General features: G+C 50.4%; 23 protein-coding genes and 1 pseudogene. 17 read left to right on the forward strand and 7 right to left on the reverse strand.

The genetic code is table 11. From position 1 onward, the window contains the following. Positions 1-61 precede the first annotated feature (61 nt). On the reverse strand, positions 62-616 hold the full coding sequence (locus tag AC2TF6_RS14015; protein WP_491311539.1) for a GNAT family N-acetyltransferase: 555 nt from the start codon (positions 614-616) through the stop codon (positions 62-64). Positions 617-847: 231 nt separating this feature from the next. After that, a complete protein-coding gene (gene xerS, locus AC2TF6_RS14020) occupies positions 848-1,930 on the reverse strand; it encodes a tyrosine recombinase XerS (RefSeq protein WP_491311540.1) in 1,083 nt (360 codons plus the stop codon). Positions 1,931-2,258: 328 nt separating this feature from the next. On the opposite strand from xerS, the gene AC2TF6_RS14025 reads away from it, so the two are divergent. Beyond that, on the forward strand, positions 2,259-2,930 hold the full coding sequence (locus tag AC2TF6_RS14025; RefSeq protein ID WP_491311656.1) for a DUF421 domain-containing protein: 672 nt from the start codon (positions 2,259-2,261) through the stop codon (positions 2,928-2,930). An 18-nt stretch (positions 2,931-2,948) separates the two neighbouring features. After that, positions 2,949-3,461 (forward strand): DNA-deoxyinosine glycosylase, encoded by a 513-nt coding sequence (locus AC2TF6_RS14030; protein WP_491311541.1) that lies wholly within the window; start codon positions 2,949-2,951, stop codon positions 3,459-3,461. A 354-nt stretch (positions 3,462-3,815) separates the two neighbouring features. Here the strand turns inward: AC2TF6_RS14030 and AC2TF6_RS14035 are convergent, their stop codons facing one another. The 4 genes from AC2TF6_RS14035 to AC2TF6_RS14050 all read right to left on the reverse strand — a co-directional run bounded on the left by AC2TF6_RS14035 (position 3,816) and on the right by AC2TF6_RS14050 (position 8,037). Next, positions 3,816-4,979 (reverse strand): iron-containing alcohol dehydrogenase, encoded by a 1,164-nt coding sequence (locus tag AC2TF6_RS14035; protein ID WP_491311542.1) that lies wholly within the window; start codon positions 4,977-4,979, stop codon positions 3,816-3,818. Between the two features lie 106 nt (positions 4,980-5,085). Further along, positions 5,086-5,502 carry an organic hydroperoxide resistance protein gene (locus tag AC2TF6_RS14040; RefSeq protein WP_009673630.1) on the reverse strand — a complete coding sequence of 139 codons (417 nt, stop codon included), beginning with the start codon at positions 5,500-5,502 and terminating at the stop codon, positions 5,086-5,088. A 536-nt stretch (positions 5,503-6,038) separates the two neighbouring features. After that, a complete protein-coding gene (locus tag AC2TF6_RS14045) occupies positions 6,039-7,565 on the reverse strand; it encodes a PH domain-containing protein (protein ID WP_491311543.1) in 1,527 nt (508 codons plus the stop codon). Further along, positions 7,558-8,037 (reverse strand): PH domain-containing protein, encoded by a 480-nt coding sequence (locus AC2TF6_RS14050; protein ID WP_491311544.1) that lies wholly within the window; start codon positions 8,035-8,037, stop codon positions 7,558-7,560. The genes AC2TF6_RS14045 and AC2TF6_RS14050 overlap by 8 nt, the downstream gene beginning before the upstream one ends. Positions 8,038-8,295: 258 nt before the next feature. On the opposite strand from AC2TF6_RS14050, the gene AC2TF6_RS14055 reads away from it, so the two are divergent. From AC2TF6_RS14055 to AC2TF6_RS14065, 3 genes are all read left to right on the forward strand, one after another. Continuing rightward, positions 8,296-9,597 (forward strand): PASTA domain-containing protein, encoded by a 1,302-nt coding sequence (locus AC2TF6_RS14055; RefSeq protein WP_491311545.1) that lies wholly within the window; start codon positions 8,296-8,298, stop codon positions 9,595-9,597. A gap of 192 nt (positions 9,598-9,789) precedes the next feature. Next, positions 9,790-10,347, forward strand: a complete 558-nt coding sequence (locus AC2TF6_RS14060; protein WP_009673616.1) for a hypothetical protein — start codon at positions 9,790-9,792, stop codon at positions 10,345-10,347. Between the two features lie 275 nt (positions 10,348-10,622). Continuing rightward, positions 10,623-11,255, forward strand: coding sequence for a type 1 glutamine amidotransferase family protein (locus AC2TF6_RS14065; protein WP_491311546.1), 633 nt, complete (start codon positions 10,623-10,625; stop codon positions 11,253-11,255). A gap of 87 nt (positions 11,256-11,342) precedes the next feature. On the opposite strand, the gene AC2TF6_RS14070 is transcribed toward AC2TF6_RS14065, so the two are convergent. Beyond that, positions 11,343-11,528: a hypothetical protein gene (locus tag AC2TF6_RS14070; protein WP_491311547.1), complete on the reverse strand. Its 186-nt coding sequence runs from the start codon at positions 11,526-11,528 to the stop codon at positions 11,343-11,345. 214 nt (positions 11,529-11,742) lie between these two features. Between AC2TF6_RS14070 and cls the strand changes: the two genes are divergently transcribed. From cls to AC2TF6_RS14130, 12 genes and pseudogenes are all read left to right on the forward strand, one after another. Next, entirely contained in the window at positions 11,743-13,188 is a 1,446-nt protein-coding gene (gene cls / locus AC2TF6_RS14075; RefSeq protein ID WP_491311548.1) for a cardiolipin synthase, read from the forward strand. A 219-nt stretch (positions 13,189-13,407) separates the two neighbouring features. Continuing rightward, complete coding sequence (locus AC2TF6_RS14080) at positions 13,408-14,124, forward strand: YebC/PmpR family DNA-binding transcriptional regulator (protein ID WP_491311549.1); 717 nt, start codon at positions 13,408-13,410, stop codon at positions 14,122-14,124. 177 nt (positions 14,125-14,301) lie between these two features. Continuing rightward, entirely contained in the window at positions 14,302-14,691 is a 390-nt protein-coding gene (locus AC2TF6_RS14085) for a GntR family transcriptional regulator (protein WP_016424177.1), read from the forward strand. After that, a complete protein-coding gene (locus AC2TF6_RS14090; RefSeq protein WP_491311550.1) occupies positions 14,688-15,587 on the forward strand; it encodes an ABC transporter ATP-binding protein in 900 nt (299 codons plus the stop codon). Before AC2TF6_RS14085 ends, AC2TF6_RS14090 begins: the two co-directional genes overlap by 4 nt. Continuing rightward, a complete protein-coding gene (locus tag AC2TF6_RS14095) occupies positions 15,584-16,273 on the forward strand; it encodes a hypothetical protein (RefSeq protein ID WP_491311551.1) in 690 nt (229 codons plus the stop codon). Before AC2TF6_RS14090 ends, AC2TF6_RS14095 begins: the two co-directional genes overlap by 4 nt. Before the next feature lie 388 nt (positions 16,274-16,661). After that, positions 16,662-17,215: pseudogene (locus tag AC2TF6_RS14100) on the forward strand (MFS transporter); the annotation flags it as partial. After that, positions 17,202-17,519, forward strand: a complete 318-nt coding sequence (locus AC2TF6_RS14105; RefSeq protein WP_491311552.1) for a thioredoxin family protein — start codon at positions 17,202-17,204, stop codon at positions 17,517-17,519. The pseudogene AC2TF6_RS14100 and the gene AC2TF6_RS14105, both read left to right, overlap by 14 nt. A gap of 40 nt (positions 17,520-17,559) precedes the next feature. Beyond that, on the forward strand, positions 17,560-18,498 hold the full coding sequence (gene trxB / locus AC2TF6_RS14110) for a thioredoxin-disulfide reductase (protein WP_491311553.1): 939 nt from the start codon (positions 17,560-17,562) through the stop codon (positions 18,496-18,498). A gap of 117 nt (positions 18,499-18,615) precedes the next feature. Further along, on the forward strand, positions 18,616-18,930 hold the full coding sequence (gene trxA, locus AC2TF6_RS14115; protein ID WP_491311554.1) for a thioredoxin: 315 nt from the start codon (positions 18,616-18,618) through the stop codon (positions 18,928-18,930). A gap of 228 nt (positions 18,931-19,158) precedes the next feature. After that, the gene (locus tag AC2TF6_RS14120; protein WP_491311555.1) at positions 19,159-20,457 is read left to right on the forward strand and encodes an MFS transporter; all 1,299 of its coding nucleotides are present in this window, start codon (positions 19,159-19,161) and stop codon (positions 20,455-20,457) included. 65 nt (positions 20,458-20,522) lie between these two features. Beyond that, positions 20,523-20,672 carry an Rrf2 family transcriptional regulator gene (locus AC2TF6_RS14125; RefSeq protein WP_491311657.1) on the forward strand — a complete coding sequence of 50 codons (150 nt, stop codon included), beginning with the start codon at positions 20,523-20,525 and terminating at the stop codon, positions 20,670-20,672. A 35-nt stretch (positions 20,673-20,707) separates the two neighbouring features. Continuing rightward, positions 20,708-21,463 carry a hypothetical protein gene (locus AC2TF6_RS14130; RefSeq protein WP_491311556.1) on the forward strand — a complete coding sequence of 252 codons (756 nt, stop codon included), beginning with the start codon at positions 20,708-20,710 and terminating at the stop codon, positions 21,461-21,463. Positions 21,464-21,570: the final 107 nt, after the last annotated feature.

Consider the following 21,570-nt stretch of genomic DNA (forward strand, 5'->3'; position numbering starts at 1 on the left):
GAGCTTATACAAGCCTCGTGCGAACTGTCTTTTGTCATGTTGGAAGTGATCCGGCCGGTACTTAAGACCGCGGCCGCTCGTCTTCTTCGAGGATGGCAAACATTATATGATCCTGCCAGACTCCGTTGATTTTCACGTTTTTGCGGGCGACTCCTTCACGCTGAAACCCCGCCTTTTCCAGCACTCGGATGGAGCCGATGTTGTGAGGCATAACGCCCGCTTCCACCCGGTGAAACCCCGCTTCATCGAAAGCGAAGTCCAGGGCAAGGCGTGCCGCATGCGACATAATCCCTTTGCCCTGATAAGCATGATCCAGACAGTATCCCATCATGCATTTGTGCGCCGGTTCTCGGACGACATGAAACAAGGAAAGTTCACCGATCAGCTCATCGTTTTCCTTAAAAAATATTCCGAAATTGTAGCTCTTGTCCGCCGACCTGTTCTCGGTCCATATCCGTATCCGTGAGGACTGTTCTTCAAGCGTATAAAACGAGTCGGGACGTGTAATCGTAAAGGGCTCAAAGTGGGCCCGGTTTCTTTGCATAAGAGAGAGGAGAGCGGGAGCATCCTCCAGGGTCAAATAGCGGAAGTAAATAAGATCAGTGGTTATAGGCATTATGGTCACGACATCCTTTGCGACAGAGTGGAGTTAGTGTAACGGAATCAGGCAGAAAACAAACATATATTTATGGCATTAACTATAGTTAATTAACCTTATTAATTATCCTGCAAAAGCCTTGTCCTTCCTTACCGGCCTGGACGCGCCAGACCTAACGGTTTCGAATAGGGGCCAAAGAAAAAGTGGATATATTTAATGATGTTAATCATTAGCGACATGAATAAAGATTTATCCTTCTTTCCGCTTATCGATCGCTTCTTCCATCGTTTTATCGGTCAAGTGGGCATAAATTTGCGTGGTATCGGATGACGCGTGTCCAAGCTGTTCCTGTGTCTTGTACAAATCGTTTTGCAAATAATAGTCTGTTGCGAATGAATGCCGAAGCTTATGTACGCTTAGAAAAGGTTTGCCGAAGCGCTTCGCGTATTTGATAACCATTTCCTGAATGGCCCGTTTGGACATCAGCTGTCCTTCCTTTTTACCGTTAGGAATCGTAAGAAAAAGCGCTTTTTCCTTCTTGGGAGGATGGTACCGGGTTTCTCTAAGCTGCAGGTAACAGGTTAAATCGTCCACGGCCTCCTGCCGGAAGAAAACCCTTGTTTTGAAGGAACCGTCGTTGTTCCCTTTGCGGTACACGTACACGGTTCTTTTTTTCATATCGAGATCGTCCAGCGTTAAATTAACGACCTCCGACACACGCAGGCCCGAATGAAGAATAAGGCTTACGATGCAGGCATCACGGATTTTGTTCAGTTCGTACGCATACAGGGCCTGCTTATTGTTCGCAATGTCATGTTCGTACCCGCTGTGGATATAGTCGATAAATTCGAAGATCTCATTTTCCTGCAGAAGCTTTCCTTCCAATTTACCCGCCAGATCTTTGGCCTTGTTCGTCCGCTTGATTTCGATCTTGGCCATCACGTTCCGTTTAAGCAGCGGATAATAATTTTCGTCCTCGGCGATCTGGCTCAAGTAATGAAATAAAGAGCGCAGAGACGAAATTTTGCGGTTAATCGTAATCTTCGTGTTGGCTTGATCTTTTTTCGTCGCCAGATAAGCCCGATAATGATCGACGCTTTCCATATGAAGCTTTTCCAGATCCTCCAGTGGAATGTCCGCCATCCGTTCCGCGGTGCTGAGTCCCTCGGCCAGAAGCCAGGAAAAGAACGTTTCATAATCCCGTACATACTCCAGCAGAGTGGAAGGGGAGAGGTCCGGAAGCTTGTGATGGATGAATTTATCCACATACCAAGGCATAAAAGGAATCTTTTTATCGAGTTCTTCGCGGTCTTTTTGTTTTTGAATATTCATCGGGTGCACCTCTGTACCTTTCTTAAATCAAGCGAGCCTGAAACATTGAACCATCTGCAGATCGGAGCGTCATCCGGTATAATTTGGCAGCCTATAATAAGATGATCAATAGTTTACATAACAATTATTATGTAATTTTATTAAGCTGTTCTTCACTGTTTTATCCGTGATCTCCATCTTTCTATTATATACCATGCCCGGCTGACGCGGAATTCCTGTTTGCAGGCAGGCTTTTCCGGTTATTGAGTACTATCTGAACGCCTTGGCGGCTGTATTCAGGTTACCGATATTACGTAGACCAGAAAGCGGGTGTTCCAGTGTGGATTTTATGTACATCGGCATCAAACTGATTACCGGATTCGTCGGCTTATGGGGAATGACCCGGCTGCTCGGCAAAAAGGAAATTTCCCAGCTCACTCCGTTCGATTTCGTTTCCGCTCTTATGCTGAGTGAACTTGTGGGGAACACCGTGTATGATAAAGAGGTCAAATATCTCGAGCTTCTGTTTGCGCTCGCCTTCTGGACCGTGCTTTCCCTGACCTTCGAAAAGATCACCCAAAAATATAAAAAGCTGCGCCGCGCCTTCGAAGGAAGTCCGGCTGTCGTTATTGAGAAAGGGAAGTTGAACGTAAAGGCTATGCGATCGAACAGTCTTGATCTGGAACAGCTTCTTATGCTGCTGAGGGAGCAGGGGATTTTTTCCCTTCACGAAGTCGCTTACGGCATTTTCGAAAACAACGGTTCGCTCAGCATTCTGAAAAAATCGCCGTACGATACGATCGTCCGGGGAGACTTGAACCTGCCGGAAGAACCCGTCGAACTCCCGGTCCCTCTAATTGAAGAAGGAGAAATCAAATTCAAAGAGCTGAAGCGCATCGGCCGCGACGAAGAGTGGCTGAAGGAACGGATGAAGGAGTCGGGGTTCAAGCGGATAAAAGATATTTTCTATGCGGAATGGCATCGTGAACACGGCTTCTACGCATCGGAATGGGGAAAATAAGAAGAGGAGAAGGTACTTATGTTATGTATGGGATTCGAGCCCGTTATCGCTCCGGACAGCGTTGTTCTGATTTTGGGCTCCATGCCGGGAGAGCTTTCGCTGGAAAGACAGGAATACTACGGAAATCCGCGCAACGATTTCTGGAGGCTGCTGGCTTCGCTGCATGGTGAAGACCGTGTGCCCGATACCTATGAAGAACGGCTGCGGTTTGCGGTCAACCGCAAAATCGCTTTGTGGGACGTGCTCGCTTCCTGCGAGCGGGAGGGGAGTCTGGACGCGAACATCCGGGAGCCGGCCGTGAACGATTTTGACGCGTTGTTCGCGGAGTATCCGAACCTTCGCACCGTCATGTTTAACGGCGCAGCTTCCGAGAAACTGTTCCGCAAGCATGCCGGGCACCTGCTCGTCGATAGCCGGCTCGGCTTTGTCCGGCTGCCGTCCTCGAGTCCGGCCAACGCCATGGGCTGGGAGCGCAAGTTCGCCGCCTGGCGGGAAGCCTGGAAGGGCGTGCCCGGCCGCCGGGACGTATAAACGCGGCGTCGGGTCCTGCCGGGCTTCGAAGGCGGCTGATCTGGCCTGCCGCTGACGGCGATCGCTGATCGCAAGCACTGCCTGCAGCAGCAGGCTGCCCGCCTGATCGCACGGCGGCTGAAAGCTCACGCAGTGCCAAACGGCCGGCGGCCCCGCAGGCAGGAACAGCGGCCTTCGCGCCGGGGACATCCTGCCGGGCGGGTCAAGCCCCTGCTGACGCAAAGAAGCCCCGCTTCACTGACAACCGTCAATGGAGCGGGGCTTCTTCTATGTTCGGCAGGGGCTTGGCACTTCACGCGGATGCGTCTTGCGGCAGCTTTGCCGTGCAGGTTCGTGCCGTGCAGCTCCGGGCCGTTACAGCGATGCCTTGTAAATGGCCGTCACGTCTTCGCGGTCCAGACACTTGAAGTAGCCGAACGGACCGTAGACCATCGCACGGTCGACCATGACGTCCAGCTTGCTGTCGTCGATGTCGTAATCCGCCAGACGGCTTGGCGCGCCGATGGAATTCCAGAAGCTGCGAAGCGCTTCAATCCCTTCAAGCGCGATATCGCGGTCGGATTTGCCCTCGGCCGGGATGCCGAACACGCGGACTGCGAACTGCTTGAAACGTCCGACATTCTCATCGAGAACGTGCGTCATCCAGTTCGGTAACAGAATGGCAAGACCTCCGCCGTGCGGAATATCGTAAACGGCGGAAACCGCATGCTCGATATTGTGGGACGCCCAGTCTCCCTGCACACCCATGGCCAGAAGGCCGTTCAAAGCCATCGTGCCGCTGTAGAGAATGGTTTCCCGGTATTCGTAATTCTCCAGATCTTCAACCAGCTTCGGAGCCGTTTCGATCACAGACTTCAAGATGGTCTCGCAAAAGCCGTCTTGGACGAGCGTGTTCGGCGTATGATGGAAATACTGCTCGAATACATGCGACATAATATCAACCATGCCGTACACCGTCTGATCTTTCGGTACGGTTGCCGTGAAGGCCGGATCAAGAATGGAGAATTTCGGGAAAACGAGCGGGGAACCCCACCCGTATTTCTCTTGGGTTTCCCAGTTGGTGATGACGGAACCGGCGTTCATTTCCGAACCGGTCGCCGCCAGCGTCAGGACGGTTCCGAACGGCAAGGCATCCGCGGGGGATGCTTTGCGGGTCATGAAATCCCACACGTCCCCGTCGTATTTAGCGCCCGCCGCGATCGCTTTCGTGCAGTCAATGACGCTGCCGCCGCCTACAGCGAGGATCACTTCGATGTTTTCTTTCTTGCAGAGATCCGCGCCGCGCTTGACCGTACTTACGCGGGGGTTCGGCTCTACGCCGGCCAGTTCGAAAATTTCGGCACCGGCGCCTTGGAGCAGGGAAACGACCTGATCGTAAAGCCCGCTGCGCTTAATACTGCCGCCGCCGTAAACGAGGAGAACTCTTTTGCCGTATGCGGTAAGCTCTTTAGGAAGCTGATCCAGCTGTCCTTTGCCGAAAATGAGCTTGGTCGGATTATGGAAAGTAAAGTTTTTCATAAAGGGATCTCCTTCTACCGGGAAGATGGACGAAACTATCCGTCTTTTCTATTGTAGCCTATGAGCAGGGCCGCAATCCACTTTATCCAGGTAGGGATTGGAAGAATTAAACCGCTTGGAGCTCTACCTCAATATTTCCGCGTGTCGCACGGGAATACGGGCAAACCTGATGAGCTTCTTCAAGCAGCTCTTCAACCTGGGATTTATCCGCTCCAGGCACGGATAGCTGGAGCTTAGCCGACAATTGCAGGCTTCCGTCCTCGTTTTTGCCGATCGAAACATCTGCCGTCAGCTTCGCGTTTTCCGTGGAGATGCCTTTTTTCTTGGCGACCAGTTCTACCGCGCTTAGAAAGCAAGCCGAATAGCCGGAAGCGAACAATTGTTCGGGGTTCGTTCCTTCGCCACCGTCGCCGCCCATTTCTTTGGGCATGCTGAGCTGTAAATCCAGTTTGCCGTCCGGGGTAGCTACCCGTCCTTTGCGTCCACCTTGAGCTGTTGCGGAAGTCGTATACATGGTTTTCATGATCAGTTATCTCCTTTCGAATGTGAGGAATGTCAGCCAAATCAAGGATTTGTCCGCTCCTATTCCTTAAAGCAACGGAAGAAGGATGAAACGAAAAGGGGCGTAAGGAAAATTGTGGATAACGGCAAAATCATCTGAAAGCGAACAAGTAGGAACGTTCGGATAACGAAATGCGCTTTTTACGGAGTGGGGAACAAATGTTCCATTTTGAGTAAACCTGGGCGCAAAAACGGTGAAGGCAGATGCAAATCATGAAAGGGAAGGTTCGAACCATGGAGGTTTCCATAAGGAAAGTTCCTTCATTCAGAGCGCTGGTATGTGAGGCGAAGGGGCTTTTTGAAGATTTGGGTCGTATGGTACGGGAGGCCTGACGTACAGTCGGCAGAAGTTATGAACCGGATAACGAAGAAGGGGTTTACTCTTTTGAAGTAAACCCCCTGAAGCCGGTCAATCCGTTCGATATTCCGGCGGACATGATCGACGCTTTTCATTTCGATATTTACCGGGCCGTCCGGCTCCGGCGCCAACGCTGAATCTTAATCCTTGCCGTGCGCATGATCTGCGCTTCTGCTGAACCAGGACCACACCCGCTGCGCATCCCGTTCTTCGATGAAAGAGACTTCGCATGCGGCTGAGCTCGTGTCTCCCATCACCGAAACGGAGAGGCTGAGGAGATGCTTGCGCCTCTGAGAGCGGGTGCCTTTCATGCGCAGGCTCAAAATTTGAGGGCGCCGCACGAGCCAGGTCGACCTTGCGATCATCCGGCCGCGAACGGTAAGCTGGCTTCCCTGGAGAGTCATTCCCGAGCTTCTGAAGCGGGAGTAAGACCAGAGGAAATCCAGCAGAAGCAGCAGCAGTCCCCAGAGGGCGACCGGCCCCCAGAAATAGACGGCGGCCGCCGCAAGAACGGCGACTACGGCACCGTCGGTGCGGCTGTAATACAGCAGCGCTCTAGCCGGCGGCCGGTTCTCGATAGCCGGCAGGCTGAAACGCGGGAGCAGTTGCGGCAGGAGCTGGGGAATCCGCTTGGCGGACACCAGCGGCATGAGCATGATTTTTTCTTCTTTGGAAGAAGAAACGACCCGCAGCTCGATTTGCGCCCGTCCTATAAGCTGCCGCACCAGCCCTTCTTTAATCAGCACCGCCTGTACGCGCGCCTCCTGGAAGGTGTGCTTCTTTTTTTCCAGCAGCCCGTAGGAAACGGTGAGCGTCCCGGCCTCGGCCCGGACGGTAAAGCCCGCGTATTTGAGCAGATACAAGAGTCCCGCCAGCAGCCATGCCGCCGCCAAACCGCCCAGGCCCAGCAGGACGTAGATCAGCCAGCCCCCGTGCAGCTCGTTGCGCGCGTTCCATAGCCGTGCATACAAATTGCCGGGAAGCACGTCGTCGGCAAGAGACAAGACACCGGCCACGAAGGCCGCGATCAACCCGATGTTCAGCGTTGAGAACGCGGCAAGAATCAACGTTCCGGCCGTTGCCCGATAAGCATACACGCCCGTCTCTTCCGCAGAGGTGGTATGCGGCGGCCGGCCTTTTGTTTCGGCAGGTACCGCATCCGGCTCAGTTGCCTTCTCCGTGCTTCCGTTTCCTTCACCGCTTTCTGCGGCAACGGGAGAATAACCGGACGAGGAGAGGAAAGCGTTAATCTCCCGGATGATTCTTGCGGCTTCTTGAGCCGATACGGCGGGCAGTACGCCGTCGGACTCATTTTTGCCGCCCGGCATTTCGAACTTGAGCTGCACGACGCCGAGCAGCCGCTGCACAAAAGGCTGTTCCGTATTCATCGAATGGATTCTGGGATAATACATAATTTTTTCCTCGCGGAAAATAAGGCCTTTTTGAATGATCAGACGATCTTCTTCCAGCCGGTAGCGAAACGTGCGCCAGCCGATCGCCCCAAACCCCGAGAACAGCGCGCAGACGCCGAGCAGGATCAGAAGGGGAATCCATCTCCATTCTCCTTCCCGTATGGCAAAAAGCACAAAAACCGGTACCAGAGTTTGAAGCCCCTTCAAGACGGGGAAAAAAATATAAGACTTATGTAATTTGCGCGGCTCATTCATCTTCGTCCACCGCCCTTGCGAGCACGCCGAGCCGGTGTTTTAAAGCTTCCGCGTCGTCCTCGCTGAGGCCCCTGATCCGGTGAGTGGTGGCGGCTGTCACGATTTTGAGCTCGGCGAGCCCGTAATATCTCTGCAGCGGCCCCCGCTCCAGCTCAACGTGCTGGACACGTACCATCGGCACCAGGATATTCGTAATCCAGATCCAGCCGCTGCGGATCTCCAGTTCTTCTTCGGTTACTTCGAACGCATACAACCGGTATCTCGCCTGCGGAATTACGAACGTGAACAAAACAAGCGATAGGGCTGAAGCGGCTGCCGCAATCCAGCCGGGAAGCATGAACCAGTCACGGCTTTGGGCCGCCATCAGGTAAGCCAACGAAGCCAGCAGCAAAATGCCGTTTGTCAGCAGCGAACTGATCTGCGATGCGGTCACAAATCGCGGATCCAGACGGCGGGTCAGCGGTCTATTCATTTCTCAACATCCTTTCCTTTACGGTTCTCTCTGTCTGATTTCCTGCCTTATCCACAAAGGCCTTTCCCCATTATAAGACATTTTTTCAAAACTGGAAGAAGAGGGAAGGATTTTTGCTATTTTCTCCGATTTCCTTCATAATGACACGAGAGACGCTTGTTTTCGCGCACAAAACATGAATAAGCTTCGAATGGTATACTATAGAAAGAGAACGATTGGAGAATCGTAGAGGATCGCACGGACGGGAGGACTGTTAAAATGGAACAGCGCATTGGAGAGCGGTACGTATTGACCGAACCGATTCATCCTTTGGCGGATGGCGTCATGTATGCAGGGAAAGACCTGTCTTTGCACCGGGATGTATTTCTGCTCATGGTAGAAAAATCAGGGGACGCTTCATCATCCGATTACTTGCGTGTGCTCGGTCAGGCCGCACAGTTTTCGGACGAACGTTTTTTTCATATCTTAAACGCGGGACTTGCTGAAAATCATGTCTACACGGTATTGACCGCACAGAAAGGAACACCGCTTTCCGCTCAACTGGGACGTCACCGTATGCGGGGCAAAGAAATTGTCTCCGCTGTTTTCGATTTGGGCAAAGGCATGCAGGAAGCGATGGAAGAGGGGATCTCCGGCTTCTCGGTCACGGCCGAGAATATGTGGCTGACGGAGGATAACCGCCTGAAAGTGATGAATTACTGGTCACCCGGCAAACTGGTTTCGCGCGGCTCGCTCGGTTTATGCACGCTGCTCTATCAAATCAGCACGCATTCGAAACAAGGACCGGCGACGTTCGACCAGTACCAGGAGAATGTGGTGCCCAATCTGACCGGTCTGACGTCCGGACAGAAAGAGGCGCTGCTTGCTTTGTCGCGCCGTGTTTTCCGCGAAGAAGTTTCGCTGTCTTCATTTATATTCAGCCTGCGGGAAATCATCGCGCTGGAGAAATCGCCGGAGGCTCCGCCTAAGGCGTTCATCCCGCCGGCCGCTCCGGCGGAGCCGGTACGGGAGACCGCGCCGCCGCGCATTCAGTACCGGCAGGAAGAAGAGCCTGCGCCGGAACGGGTGCGGCGGACAGAGAAGCCCCCTAGGGCAAAGGAGCCGGAAGCGGAAGAAGTCGACACCCGGGAGAAGATGCCGCTCAGGCGGACCATCTGGACCTTGGGGACCGTGGCCGTGGTCCTGCTCGGCATCGCTGTCTTCATGTATTTGCTGCTGCCGGGCGGACCCAACAAAGGTCCCGACAGCGGCGGTACGGCAGGCAATACGGCGACTGCCACGCCGGCTCCGACGCCTACATCGACGGTTAACACGGCGTCTCCGCAGCCTACACCGACGCCTACGCCGGCAACCGATGCGGTGCCGGGCCAGATTCCGAACCTCATCGGAATGACCCAGGAAGCTGCGGAGCAGGCGGTGAAAGCGGCCGGAATGCGGTATTCGTACTTCATCGAGCCGAATCCCGCTGAGAGCGGCACCGTATTCAGGCAGGAGCCCGCGCCTAATCAGCCGGCGAACAAAGGCGACCGCGTTACGTTCTATATCAGTAAAGGACAATAACCGGCAGCCGCAAGTCTTATAATCCCAGCGAAAGAGCCTATACCTTCGGGTGGACGGCTCTTTTTTCGCATATTTCACCGATTCTCTGCAAATTTATCCCTTCACAAGACATTTGATAACCTACCTGAAAGACTGGAAATCGTTTACTATTATTCACGGAGACCGAAAAGTAAACAAGGAGGACGGGGGCGAGTGGAGAAAGAGTGGTCGATGTGGGGCAACGAGCGTTATTTGTTTGACCTGCTTATGCATTCGGAAGGCTCATCCATTAAGATGCTGGAAATCATCCTTCAAGAACAATTGAGCGAGGAAGTCGTCGAACAGGTGCTGATCCCCTCTAAAAGCTTACATAAAAAGCCTCGCGCCGTCTTCGGACAGACAAGCCCGCTGCTGCGCAGAGTCAGTTCTTACCGATATAGGGAAGAGACCATTCTTCATAAGGCGATTTACGCTCATCTTGAGGCGCTGCCGGAAGGTGCGCTGGACGGGATGAATCACGAGGATCTTCATCTGGAGAAGCTGATTGACAGTCTGGAAACGAAGCGGGAAATCCTGTACGCGGGCTATGAGAACAACCGAAGCGCTGACGTCTGTTTCCACCCGGTTAAGCTCAAAGCGGATCTTTTTCCCGTGAAAGAATATCAGCTTACGTGCAGCGGCTCCGTCTGTTTTCTGGTTCACGAGCTGTTTGATGCGGAGCTGATTTTACGGCATTCGCGCAGGAAATTGCGAAAAGAGATTTTTATGTGAAATCGTAAGGACTTGCACCTTCCTCTTCAACATGTTAATCATAAATAACAGACAGCAACAAAGCTTTAAACGATTAGCGATTAGCGGCTTCCGGGATGTTCCGGGAGCTTTTTTTTGAGCTTTTTGGGGCATCGCCGGGAAAACTTGCTTCGTGTTGTAAATCTGCCTCTTCCGGATGCTGCCCCTTTGTGAAAAAGAAATAACTTCCCTGACGTTAGCTGTCAGGGAAGTTATTTTATAATAGGCTATATCAATTGTGATTGGAGTGTTATCGGATGCAAACAACAAAGGTTTATCTTTATGTATTTAATACGATGTCAGACTGGGAATATGGATATTTGATTGCAGAACTAAACACGGGAAGATATTTCAAAAAGGATTTAGCGCCTTTAAAAGTAGTTACAGTAGGAGCTGCTAAAGAAATGATTACTACGATGGGAGGGCTGAGCCTGATACCGGATATTTCCCTTGATGAGTGGACTCTTGAGAGTAAAGATCTGTTAGTTTTACCCGGAGGGAATACTTGGGGAGAAGATATTCATCAACCTATCTTGAAAAAAACCGGCGAAGCTTTAAAGCTTGGCGCTATTGTCGCTGCAATTTGTGGTGCAACCGAGGGACTGGCGAATATGGGATACCTGGATTCCAGAAAGCATACAAGCAATGACTTAGCGTATATTAAAGGGGTCTGTCCTACTTATAAAGGAGACAAATTTTATGAGGCGGGACCTGCAGTGTCTGGTGAGAATTTGGTTACCGCATCAGGAGTAGCTCCTCTGGAATTCGCGATGGAAGTGTTGAAAAAATTAAATGTATTTGAACCGGATACCTTGCATTCCTGGTATAACCTAAACAAGACTCATAAACCTGAATACTTCTTCCAGTTAATGAATTCAATACATAGATGAACCTAGAAAGAATCGGGCGCTTGTACGGAGCGCGGCAGCAAAAAGAACAGGCGCAGCATACGCCTGTTCTTTTTTTAGTTAACGAGGTTAATTATGATAGCTGCCTGTCGGCGCGTTAAGCACCCATTCCAGCATAAGCGTCATATCGTCCAACTTCTCCAGCTGCGCTTTCAGGAAATCGTTCTCCGGGTCGCTGTTCAGGCGTTCCTGCACCGATTGTTTCTGTTTAGTTAACTCCGTTAACTTTCTTTGGACTTGATCTTCTGTTCGCATGGCGGTCCGCACCTTTCCGCAAAAAATGTGACCTTCGACATGTTATTTTAGCATGTTTACGGGCGCGAACGTCAAGAATCCTTCGCAAACGACAATTTATTCGAAAAGAAAGCGGGATAAACTTTTCGATTTCATCCAAAATGATGTATGATCAGGAAAGGGACCGGCATCCAAAATATTCCCCGATCCCTTAGTTAAATGGAGGTACGCATCTTTGGACATCTTGATGAAGCTTTATTCTTTTGTTCCTCTATTGAACTTTCTGTTTGCTCTGGCTGTCGTGTTTATGGAGAAGAGGAACGCGAGCGTTACGTGGGCCTGGGTGATGGTTCTGATTTTTTTGCCCGGCATAGGATTTATCCTTTATTTGATCTTCGGACAGAACATGAGCCGGCGCAAAATTTACAAGCTGAAGGAATTTAATCAGAAAGATATCGACAATCTGATCGAATCCCAGCGCAGAGGCTTCCGTGAAAGCCAAGTGAGATACAAGGATCCGGTTATGGCCGATTATCAGGATCTCATTTATATGAACTTGACCAGTAGTTCCGCGGTTTATACCCAGGACAACGAAGTCGAAATTTTTACGGACGGCAACGACAAGTTCGCCTCTCTGCTGGCGTCGATTAAAGAAGCTCAGAGCCACATTCACCTGATGTATTACATCGTCAAAGACGACCGGCTCGGGCGCAGAATGATCGAGGCGCTTGCGGAGAAAGCGAAAGAAGGCGTCGAGGTCCGCTTTCTTTTCGACGATATCGGCAGCTCTTGGCTTCCCCGTCAGTTTTACAAGCCCCTGCTGGATGCGGGCGGAGAAGTGGCGATTTTCTTCCCGTCTCGTATTCCGTACCTGAATTTCCGCGTCAATTACCGGAATCACCGGAAGCTGGCGATCATTGACGGCATGACCGGCTATATCGGCGGATTTAATATCGGCGACGAATACCTGGGCATCAACGAGCGGTTCGGCGACTGGCGCGATACGCACCTGAAAGTAACGGGCAGCGCCGTTCTGCAGATGCAGGCCCAGTTCTTTATGGACTGGAACCTGGCGTCTTCTCACTACCTCAAGGCGGTACCGCGCTACTATCCTTTAATCAAGCATCAGGGATCGGTAGGCATCCAGATCGTATCAAGCGGTCCCGATAATGAGTTGGAACAAATCCGTAACGGATATTTGAAAATGATTTATGCGGCCAAAGAAAGCATTTTTATCCAAACTCCGTATTTCGTGCCAGACGAGAGCCTTCTGACCGCTTTGAAAATGGCCGCGCTGTCGGGCGTGGATATCCGGATCATGATCCCGTCGATTCCCGATCACAAAATGGTTTACTGGGCCACCAAATCCTATCTGGGAGAACTGCTCAATTTGGGTGTGAAAGGGTACTTGTACGAGAAAGGATTCCTCCATGCCAAAACAATCGTTATCGACGGCAAAGTCGCTTCGGTCGGGACGGCCAATCTCGATATGCGCAGCTTTAAGCTGAATTTTGAGGTCAATGCTTTTCTGTTCGACACCCGGACCGCTACGCGGCAGAGGCTTATTTTCGAGGAGGACATGCTGCACTGCTCGCAGTTTACGCCCGATATGTACAAAGCCCGGTCTCCCATGGACCGTATCAAGGAATCGGTAGCGCGTCTGGTTTCTCCGATTCTATAACGCAAGAGAAAAACCCGCGTTTTCGCGGGTTTTTGTGTTTTCAACACAGCGGCGGAGCGGGCTGCAGACGATTTTGAAAGGATTCGAACTTGTTCAAGAGGTCCGATTAGATATATAATATACACGTTATAATAGAGGCAGCACTTGCTAGGGCGGAAGATCGACTTCCACCGCTGCCATCCTCGGTATATACCTTTCTGAAAGTGAGTGGGATCATTAATGGGCCGTAAGTGGAACAATATAAAAGAGAAAAAAGCGTCGAAAGACGCAAGCACCAGCCGGATTTACGCGAAATTCGGCCGTGAGATTTACGTGGCTGCCAAGCAGGGCGAGCCTGATCCGGAATCCAATCGTGCTCTGAAGGTCGTTCTTGAGCGTGCAAAAACATATATGGTGCCGAAAGCGATTATCGACCGTGCGATCGAAAAAGCGAAAGGCGGAGGAGAAGAAAGCTACGACACGCTTCGTTACGAAGGTTTCGGGCCTAACGGCTCGATGGTGATTGTCGATGCGCTGACCAACAACGTAAACCGGACCGCTTCGGAAGTACGTTCCACTTTTAACAAAAACGGAGGCAGCATGGGCGTCAGCGGCTCGGTTACCTATATGTTCGACCCGACGGCAGTTTTCGGCGTACAGGGCAAGTCTTCCGAAGAAGTGCTGGAGCTTTTGATGGAGGCCGATTTGGATGTCCGCGACATCATCGAGGAAGAAGATACCGTTATCGTTTATGCGGAATCCGACCAGTTCCATGCGGTACAAGAAGCGTTCAAAAACGCGGGAATCACCGAATTCACCGTAGCCGAATTAACGATGCTCGCGCAAAACGATCTGGAACTGCCGGAAGACGCGCAGGCCCAATTTGAGAAATTGATCGATGTCCTGGAAGACCTGGAAGATGTCCAGCAGGTTTATCACAACGTAGACCTCGGATAATAAACGTTTATAAGCCGCCTTCGGGCGGTTTTTTTGCGTCTGAGAAAATGCTTTTTTATTTAGATTACATAATAAATATTATGTATCTTCATTGTGAAACTAACAGGTGCCTATTGACGAGGCGCCTCTTCTCTTGTATGGTTAATTACATGAGTAACTAACCAGCAAAGTTCGTACATGAAAGTGGTGATAAAAGTGTCGTTCAGAATTGATGACAGCCGTCCTATATTTATGCAAATCGCGGAAAAGATCGAAGATGACATCATTGAGCAGCGGCTGCCAGAGGAAACCCAGGTTCCTTCGACCAATCAATTCGCATCGTTCTACCAGATTAATCCGGCAACGGCGGCCAAAGGTGTTAACTTGCTGGTGGACCAAGGCATTTTATACAAGAAGCGGGGGATCGGCATGTTCGTTGCTGAGGGAGCACGACAAGGATTGATGGAGAAGCGGAAAACTCAATTTTACGAGCAATTCGTTGTCTCGATGGTTCAAGAAGCAGAGAAACTCGGTATTACAAGCGAGCAGTTGATCGAGATGATCCGGAAAGGGGATAGAAGCGGATGAAAGAAGTTGTAGTGGAAGTCAACCGGCTTACGAAAACGTTCAATGAGGTTAAAGCGGTCGACGGAATCAGTTTTTCCATAGAACCGGACAAAATTTACGGTCTGCTCGGAAGAAACGGGGCGGGCAAAACGACGGTCATGCAAATGGTTACCGCGCAAATGTTTCCTACCAGCGGGGAGCTGAAAGTGTTCGGACAGCATCCCTACGAAAATTACGACGTGATGAAGCAGATCTGCTTTATCAAAGAAAGCCAGAAATACCCCGATAACTTTCGGGTAGCGGATGTGTTAAAAGTCGCGGAAGCTGTTTTTCCGAATTGGGACGGCGATTACGCGGGGGCGCTGATCCGGGACTTCAGACTCCCGCTTAAGCGGAACGTCAAAAAGCTTTCCAGAGGAATGCTTTCCTCGGTTGGCGTTGTAGTCGGGCTTGCCAGCCGCTCGCCGCTTACTATTTTCGACGAGCCTTATTTAGGCCTGGATGCCGTGGCGCGGAGTCTTTTCTACGACCGGTTAATCGAGGACTATACGAGGTATCCGCGCACGATCATTTTATCCACACATCTGATCGACGAGGTAAGCCGGCTGTTGGAGCACGTCCTTGTCATTGACAGCGGCAAACTGATTCTGGACGCCGAAACGGAAGAACTGCGCGGAATGGCTTATACCGTGATCGGCCCGGTGGCCGGCGTTGAATCTTTCGTAAAAGGAAAAGAAGTGATCCACCGGGAACCGTTCGCGTCGATGCTTTCCGTCACGGTTATGGGGGATTCCGAATCCAGAGCTAAGCTGCTGGCCGCAGACATGGGGCTTGAAATTGCACCGGTTTCCCTGCAGCAGCTGATCATCTACCTGACAAAGACCAATCTCGAAGAGAAAGTGGTGAACGGGTCATGAATTTGCAGCGTTTGTCCGGAATTATGAGTATACATTATCGGAATAAGGTGTTATGGCTGTATGTTCCCGGCGGGATCCTACTGGGGAATTTTCTCGTTAATTACCTCGTGAGCCGGTTGACGGGAGGCGTTGAGATCTATACCGGCGGCTTGGCCTCCATCTTTGTCTGCCTGTTTATCGGAGGTATTCTCACCGCAGCACAGACGTTTCCGTTTGCGCTTGGATTCAGTGTACGGCGTACCGACTATTACATGGGTACTCTGGTCATGTTTGCAGGCGTGTCCGTCCTGAGCGCTCTGCTGGTACTTCTGTTATCCTGTATGGAGGTATGGACCGGCAATTGGGGAAGCAATCTGCATTTCTTTCATTTACCTTATTTGAGCGACGGATCGATCTTGGCGCAGTTCCTTATTTTCCTTAGCCTGCTTCTCTACAATCTATTTACCGGTTTTGTGATCGGGAGCTTTCAGCGCAAATTCGGAGGAAAAGGTACGTTCATCCTGATGGCGGCACTTTTCCTGGTAATTACGATACTGGCTTTTCTTAGTACCGCCAACGGATGGTGGGGTGCGATTTTCAGTTGGATAGCCGGGCATACGGCTGTACAATTAGCGGTTTGGCTGTTTCCTGTGACAGTGATATTCGCCGCGGCTTCTTATGTACTGCTCAGAAGAGCGAGCGCTTGATCGGGTATGGAGGACGTCCGTTTTTACGGGCGTCTTTTTTTGCGGCTGCATAGCGGAGGGAAGTTCAGGTTTTAGTGAGATGAAAGTGAAAAGAGTATTTGTTTACATAATATATATTATGGTATTAAAATAAGAAAACTATAAGTATAAGGGTTGAGCAGGTTTTAACCGAGGGGATTGACAAGAAAGTCGGCCCCATGTCTCAAGCGAATTTGAAACAATTTGTTGAAAACCATTTGTAAAACGAACATTTTGTAGATCAGGCGGGTAGACATGGAGCTACCGTTGTTTTTCATTGGACTTCCTTGCGTTCTAACAAGCGTGGGAGTCCCTTGACACTTTAGCGAAATCAGGGATATTATAGATTCTATATATCCTTGATAGTGATGGGGCGACTGTTATGATATTGACCCATGTCGTAATGGTTGCCATCATGACCATGACGCTGGTCCACATTAAGCATCATGGTCATGGTTTGGGGGGAGGCAGGATGGTTATCGGCATTCATATCGCGGCCATGTATCTGCCTTCCCTGATCGCGGGGATATTAGTTGACAAGTGAGGGAGGACGGTGATAGCTGACGGTTCAAGCATCACATTATTTTTGGCTGGGCTCCTGGCTGCTTGGGCACCTACTGATTCCATGGTACTTCTCATTATTGCGCTGGCCTTGCTGGGGCTGGGTTGGAACTTCGGCTTGATCGGCGGGACTGCGATCATTGTAGACGCAACGCTGTGGCTCCCCGTGCTAAAGCCCAAGGAACTACTGATGTGTTAATCGCTTTGACTGGTGCTTCTGGGGGTGAGCTCTCCGGAATGGTCATTGCAAATTCAAGCCACAGTAAGATTGTGAATATGGTGAACAACTGGAAGGGGGCGATTCTTCCAGAACGAAAATTACGAATAATCATGAGGGAGGAAATTAAGAATGGCAATCTATAATGTTACAGACGCTACATTAAAAAACGAACTGCAAAGCGAAGGATTAACCGTCGTCAATTTTTGGGCACCTTGGTGTCCAGCGTGCCTGATATTTTCGCCTATTCTTGAAGCTTATGACGCCGAAGGGAACAACGAAGCCAAGATTCTCAAAGCCAATTTGGACGATAATGTCCAATCCGCTGCTTTCTTTGGCATTATGAGCATTCCGGCTACAATTATTTTTAAAGATGGCGAAGCGGTCGATAAAGAAAATGGCGTCATGTCCGTGGAGAGATTGAAGCGATTCATCGCCAGAGATCAATAAGCACTTCAAACTTGGGTTGATACGATAAAGGAGATAAGTGATGAAGGATACTTACAAAGCTATAGTTATCGGAACAGGACCGGCAGGCTTGACAGCGGCGATCTATCTAGCCCGTGCCAATATGCATCCGCTTGTCATTGAAGGTCCGGAGCCAGGCGGACAATTGACAACGACGACCGAGGTTGAGAATTTTCCGGGCTTCCCTCAAGGCATTATGGGGCCTGAATTGATGGAAAACATGCGTAAGCAAGCCGAGCGCTTCGGTGCAGATTTCCACAGGGGATGGGTCAGCCAAGTGGATTTATCGGAGCGGCCATTTAAATTGAAAGTGGAAGGCCAAAAAGACCTAATGACGGAATCCTTAATCATTTCTACAGGAGCTTCTGCAAAATTACTTGGCATTCCGCATGAAAAGGCAAACATAGGCCGTGGAGTCAGTACATGCGCAACTTGTGACGGATTTTTCTTCCGCGGCAAGAAGATTATTGTGGTGGGCGGGGGAGATTCGGCCATGGAGGAGGCACACTTCCTGACCCGTTTTGCCACTGAGGTACATATCGTGCACCGGCGCACAGAGCTCCGAGCCTCCAAAATAATGCAGGACCGTGCTCGTGCGAACAGCAAGATTACGTGGGGACTTGGTCTTGCCCCAGTCGAAATCGTATCTCATGACGACCGTGTAGTGGGGCTTAAGGTTAGGAATCAACAGACTAATGAAGAAAGGATTGTAGAGGCGGACGGTATTTTCGTTGCCATCGGTCATCATCCGAACACGGGCTTTCTACAGGGACAACTGGAATCCGATGAACAGGGCTATCTAGTTGTACAGCCAGGCTCATCACGAACGAATGTTGAAGGTGTGTTCGCTTGCGGGGATGTACAAGATCGCTATTATCGTCAGGCCATAACAGCAGCAGGCAGCGGATGTATGGCTGCCCTGGATTGTGAACGGTTTTTGGATCAATTGGAAAATCGTTAAGTAAGATATCAGCAGACTGCAACAAACTTTTTTTATCAAATAATAGATATAATATATCCACAATGTATAAGATATATTTCAAGATTGGATGAAAAATACGGAAGGAAGATGATCCCCATGATTTGTCATTCGACAGACCGTACATTTAACCACGATTTACGCAGCGAGGGGGTTACGCTGGTCAACTTCTGGGCAACTTGGTGCCCGCCTTGCCGCATGTTCGCCTCCGTACTCGAAGATTATGACTTGACTCGGCAGGACGATGTGAAGATTGTAAAGGTAGACGCGGATGAAAACGCTGAAACCGCATCCTTCTTCGGCGTGATGTCCCTTCCGACAACAATATTGTTCAAGGATGGGAAACCCGTTGACAAAAAAATCGGCTATATGTCTAAAGAAGCTTTGGCGAGATGGGTTTCGGCCAATGTTTAACGCCAGATTACGGAAACGGTAAATAGTAATAGAAAAACCCTCCTCTCACTGCTAGACCATGGGCTAATGGTCCAATGCCAGCCGCGGGAAGGGGGATCTTTAATGGAGGGGACAAATATGAATGACGAGATTAAAGCGCGCTCGCCGCAAAACACACGTGCTGCATTCACCATTTTGGCGCTCGTGCAAGCGACCCTGATTTTTACTATCGCTCTAATAATCGTCCCGTTGCCAAAGATTGCAAACGAGTTTGGACTAAGCTCCGCGGACTTGCTGCTTTTGCAGGTAGCTTACGGCTTGCCTTTCAGCGGCCTGCTGATGTTCGGCGGGCGGCTCGCGGATCGATATCGCGGACGGCAGATGATGGTAATGGGGCTGATCATTTTCGGAGCGGCTTCCGTTATTGCCGCATTTGCTCCGAACTTCCCGGTGCTAATCAGCATGCGCTTCTTGCAAGGCATCGGAGCGGCGCTCACGGCACCTGCTCTCATGGCGGTGCTGCGTACGCTGTTTCCCGACCCGGTGGATTTCGGCAGGGCGATGGCGGTTTGGGGCGGAGTTCCGTTTCTTGGTGCGATTATTGGATTCATTTTGTCGGGTGTCATCACGAATTGGGTATCGTGGCGATGGATGTTTGTCGTTCCGATTGTGATCACAGCCGTTGCCCTTGTAACTGCACGCTCGTTGCTGCCGGCCGGCGATAACAGGGCTTCCGCCAACCGGCCGGGTCTCGATCCGCTCGGAGCGGTGCTCGTCACCTTGGGCATCTCGCTGGGTAGTTATGGTTTGATCGCGAGCGAAGACTATTCGTGGTCCTCCTCCTCTGTGTACGGTCCGATTATCATCGGGATCGTGCTGTTGATCATCTTCCTGATCGTAGAACGTAAGGTACGTGACCCGCTGCTTCCGCCTGGGTTCATCTTGGAGCCTCGCCGGCTTACCGGACTCGTTGGCATGTTCCTGGCTGCGGCCGGCTCAATGGTGATTGAATACGTTCTTACTCTCTACCTGCAGCAGATTCGGGGATGGTCATCTTTGGCCACTTCCGTTTCCTTTCTGCCATTCGCTGTCACCATGATTGTTGTGAATCAGATTGCCGCCCCGCTAATCACCCGGTTCGGCGTGGCACGTGTCTTAGCCATGGGAGGGCTCATCTCGGCTGTTGGGCTAGGCGTGCTTGCCTGGATCAGCCGCGATTCGGCTTATGCGGCCGTCCTTTTGCCCGGTCAGATTCTTCTCGCGGCGGGAATCTCGTTCGTCCTGACCGGATCGGCGGTGCAATCGACGGCGAATGTTCCGCAGCATCAAGCAGGGCTTGCTGGCGGCGTGATGAATACCGCCATGGAGTTGGGGCCGACGGGGGGGTTTACGGTGTTGATGGCAGTGGCGGCTACACGGCCCGATGCAACGGCAGGCTATGCTTGGGCGTTCGGAACCGCGGGTGTCGTGTTTGTGTTGCTTGCGATCGTAGCAAGCATACTGCTGTCCCGCAAGTCTACTGGGCATATTAGCCAACCTGACCGTTAAGCTTGGTCAACTTGACTGAGAAAAGTTCATCCCAGTATCATGGATATATGGAATCTGTCTCCATCATGCTCTTCTTGATTGCCGAAGCGCCGGACAAACCGACAGGTGTCCAATATTTAGCAGAAAAGCAGGGGTTATACCCTGCTTATTTATTCAAAATAATGACCAAGTTAGTAAAAACCGGACTGATTGATTCAGTGCTTGTGGATCAATAAACGGTCCTAACAAAAATCTAAAGGGAGTTATATTATTGCGTTATGACATTGATATTGCTTGCACATCTTATCTGACACTTCACGAACAAAAACTGCGGATCAAGTCGTTTTTGATACAGTATTTTGGCACAGTGCACTTTTCTCTTGTTGAGACAGGTTCATCTATAACAGCCGTACAAGAGGAAACAGTCTTTTTCGAATGGATTAATGCAGGCAGATCAGACCGAACAACTAAAGAATTGTTTCTTTTTGAGTGGACGGAGCAAGAGAGATGGAGTGGGCATTTCTTATTGAAATGTAGCTTTTTTAACCGTTTGGAAGATAACAGCAGACAGAAGCAATTCGAGAAAATCGTCTTGCAAATAAAAGAGCATATGGAGCATCCCACTTTGACACTCTATATCACCCAAAAAGATAATCTCATCGATGTACGGCAATTTCATCGTCGTGGTGATGGGAATATCGGCTACGGCTTGTACCCTTATGCTGAAGATGAGAAGGGGCATTGGCGTGATAATTTGGGTGTAGGCTTATGGATATATCGCAAGGATTTTCATCTTTTATACGAAGGAATCAAGGAGGTATATCCACTTAAGGTGAAAGTCTTTGAGAATTTTGATCATACCGGCATGAATTTCATTAGTAAATCGGAATGGAAAGTGATCCTGAACCATTGGTCTATACTAGCAATCAGTAACCCATCCAGCGCTGAATTTATTGATTATGTAGGTCGATGGGTGGTAGCAACGCTAAAGCATGTGGATGAAATTGCCATCGAAGGGAATTTGTAATTTGCTGATACAAATTATGACTGAAGGAAGTATTACAATAAAACGTGCAATATCGTAATATTCTTCTGTCCATCAGAGGTTTGTTGAACTAACGGAGACTGAAACTA

Source organism: Paenibacillus sp. JNUCC 35 (assembly GCF_058269095.1).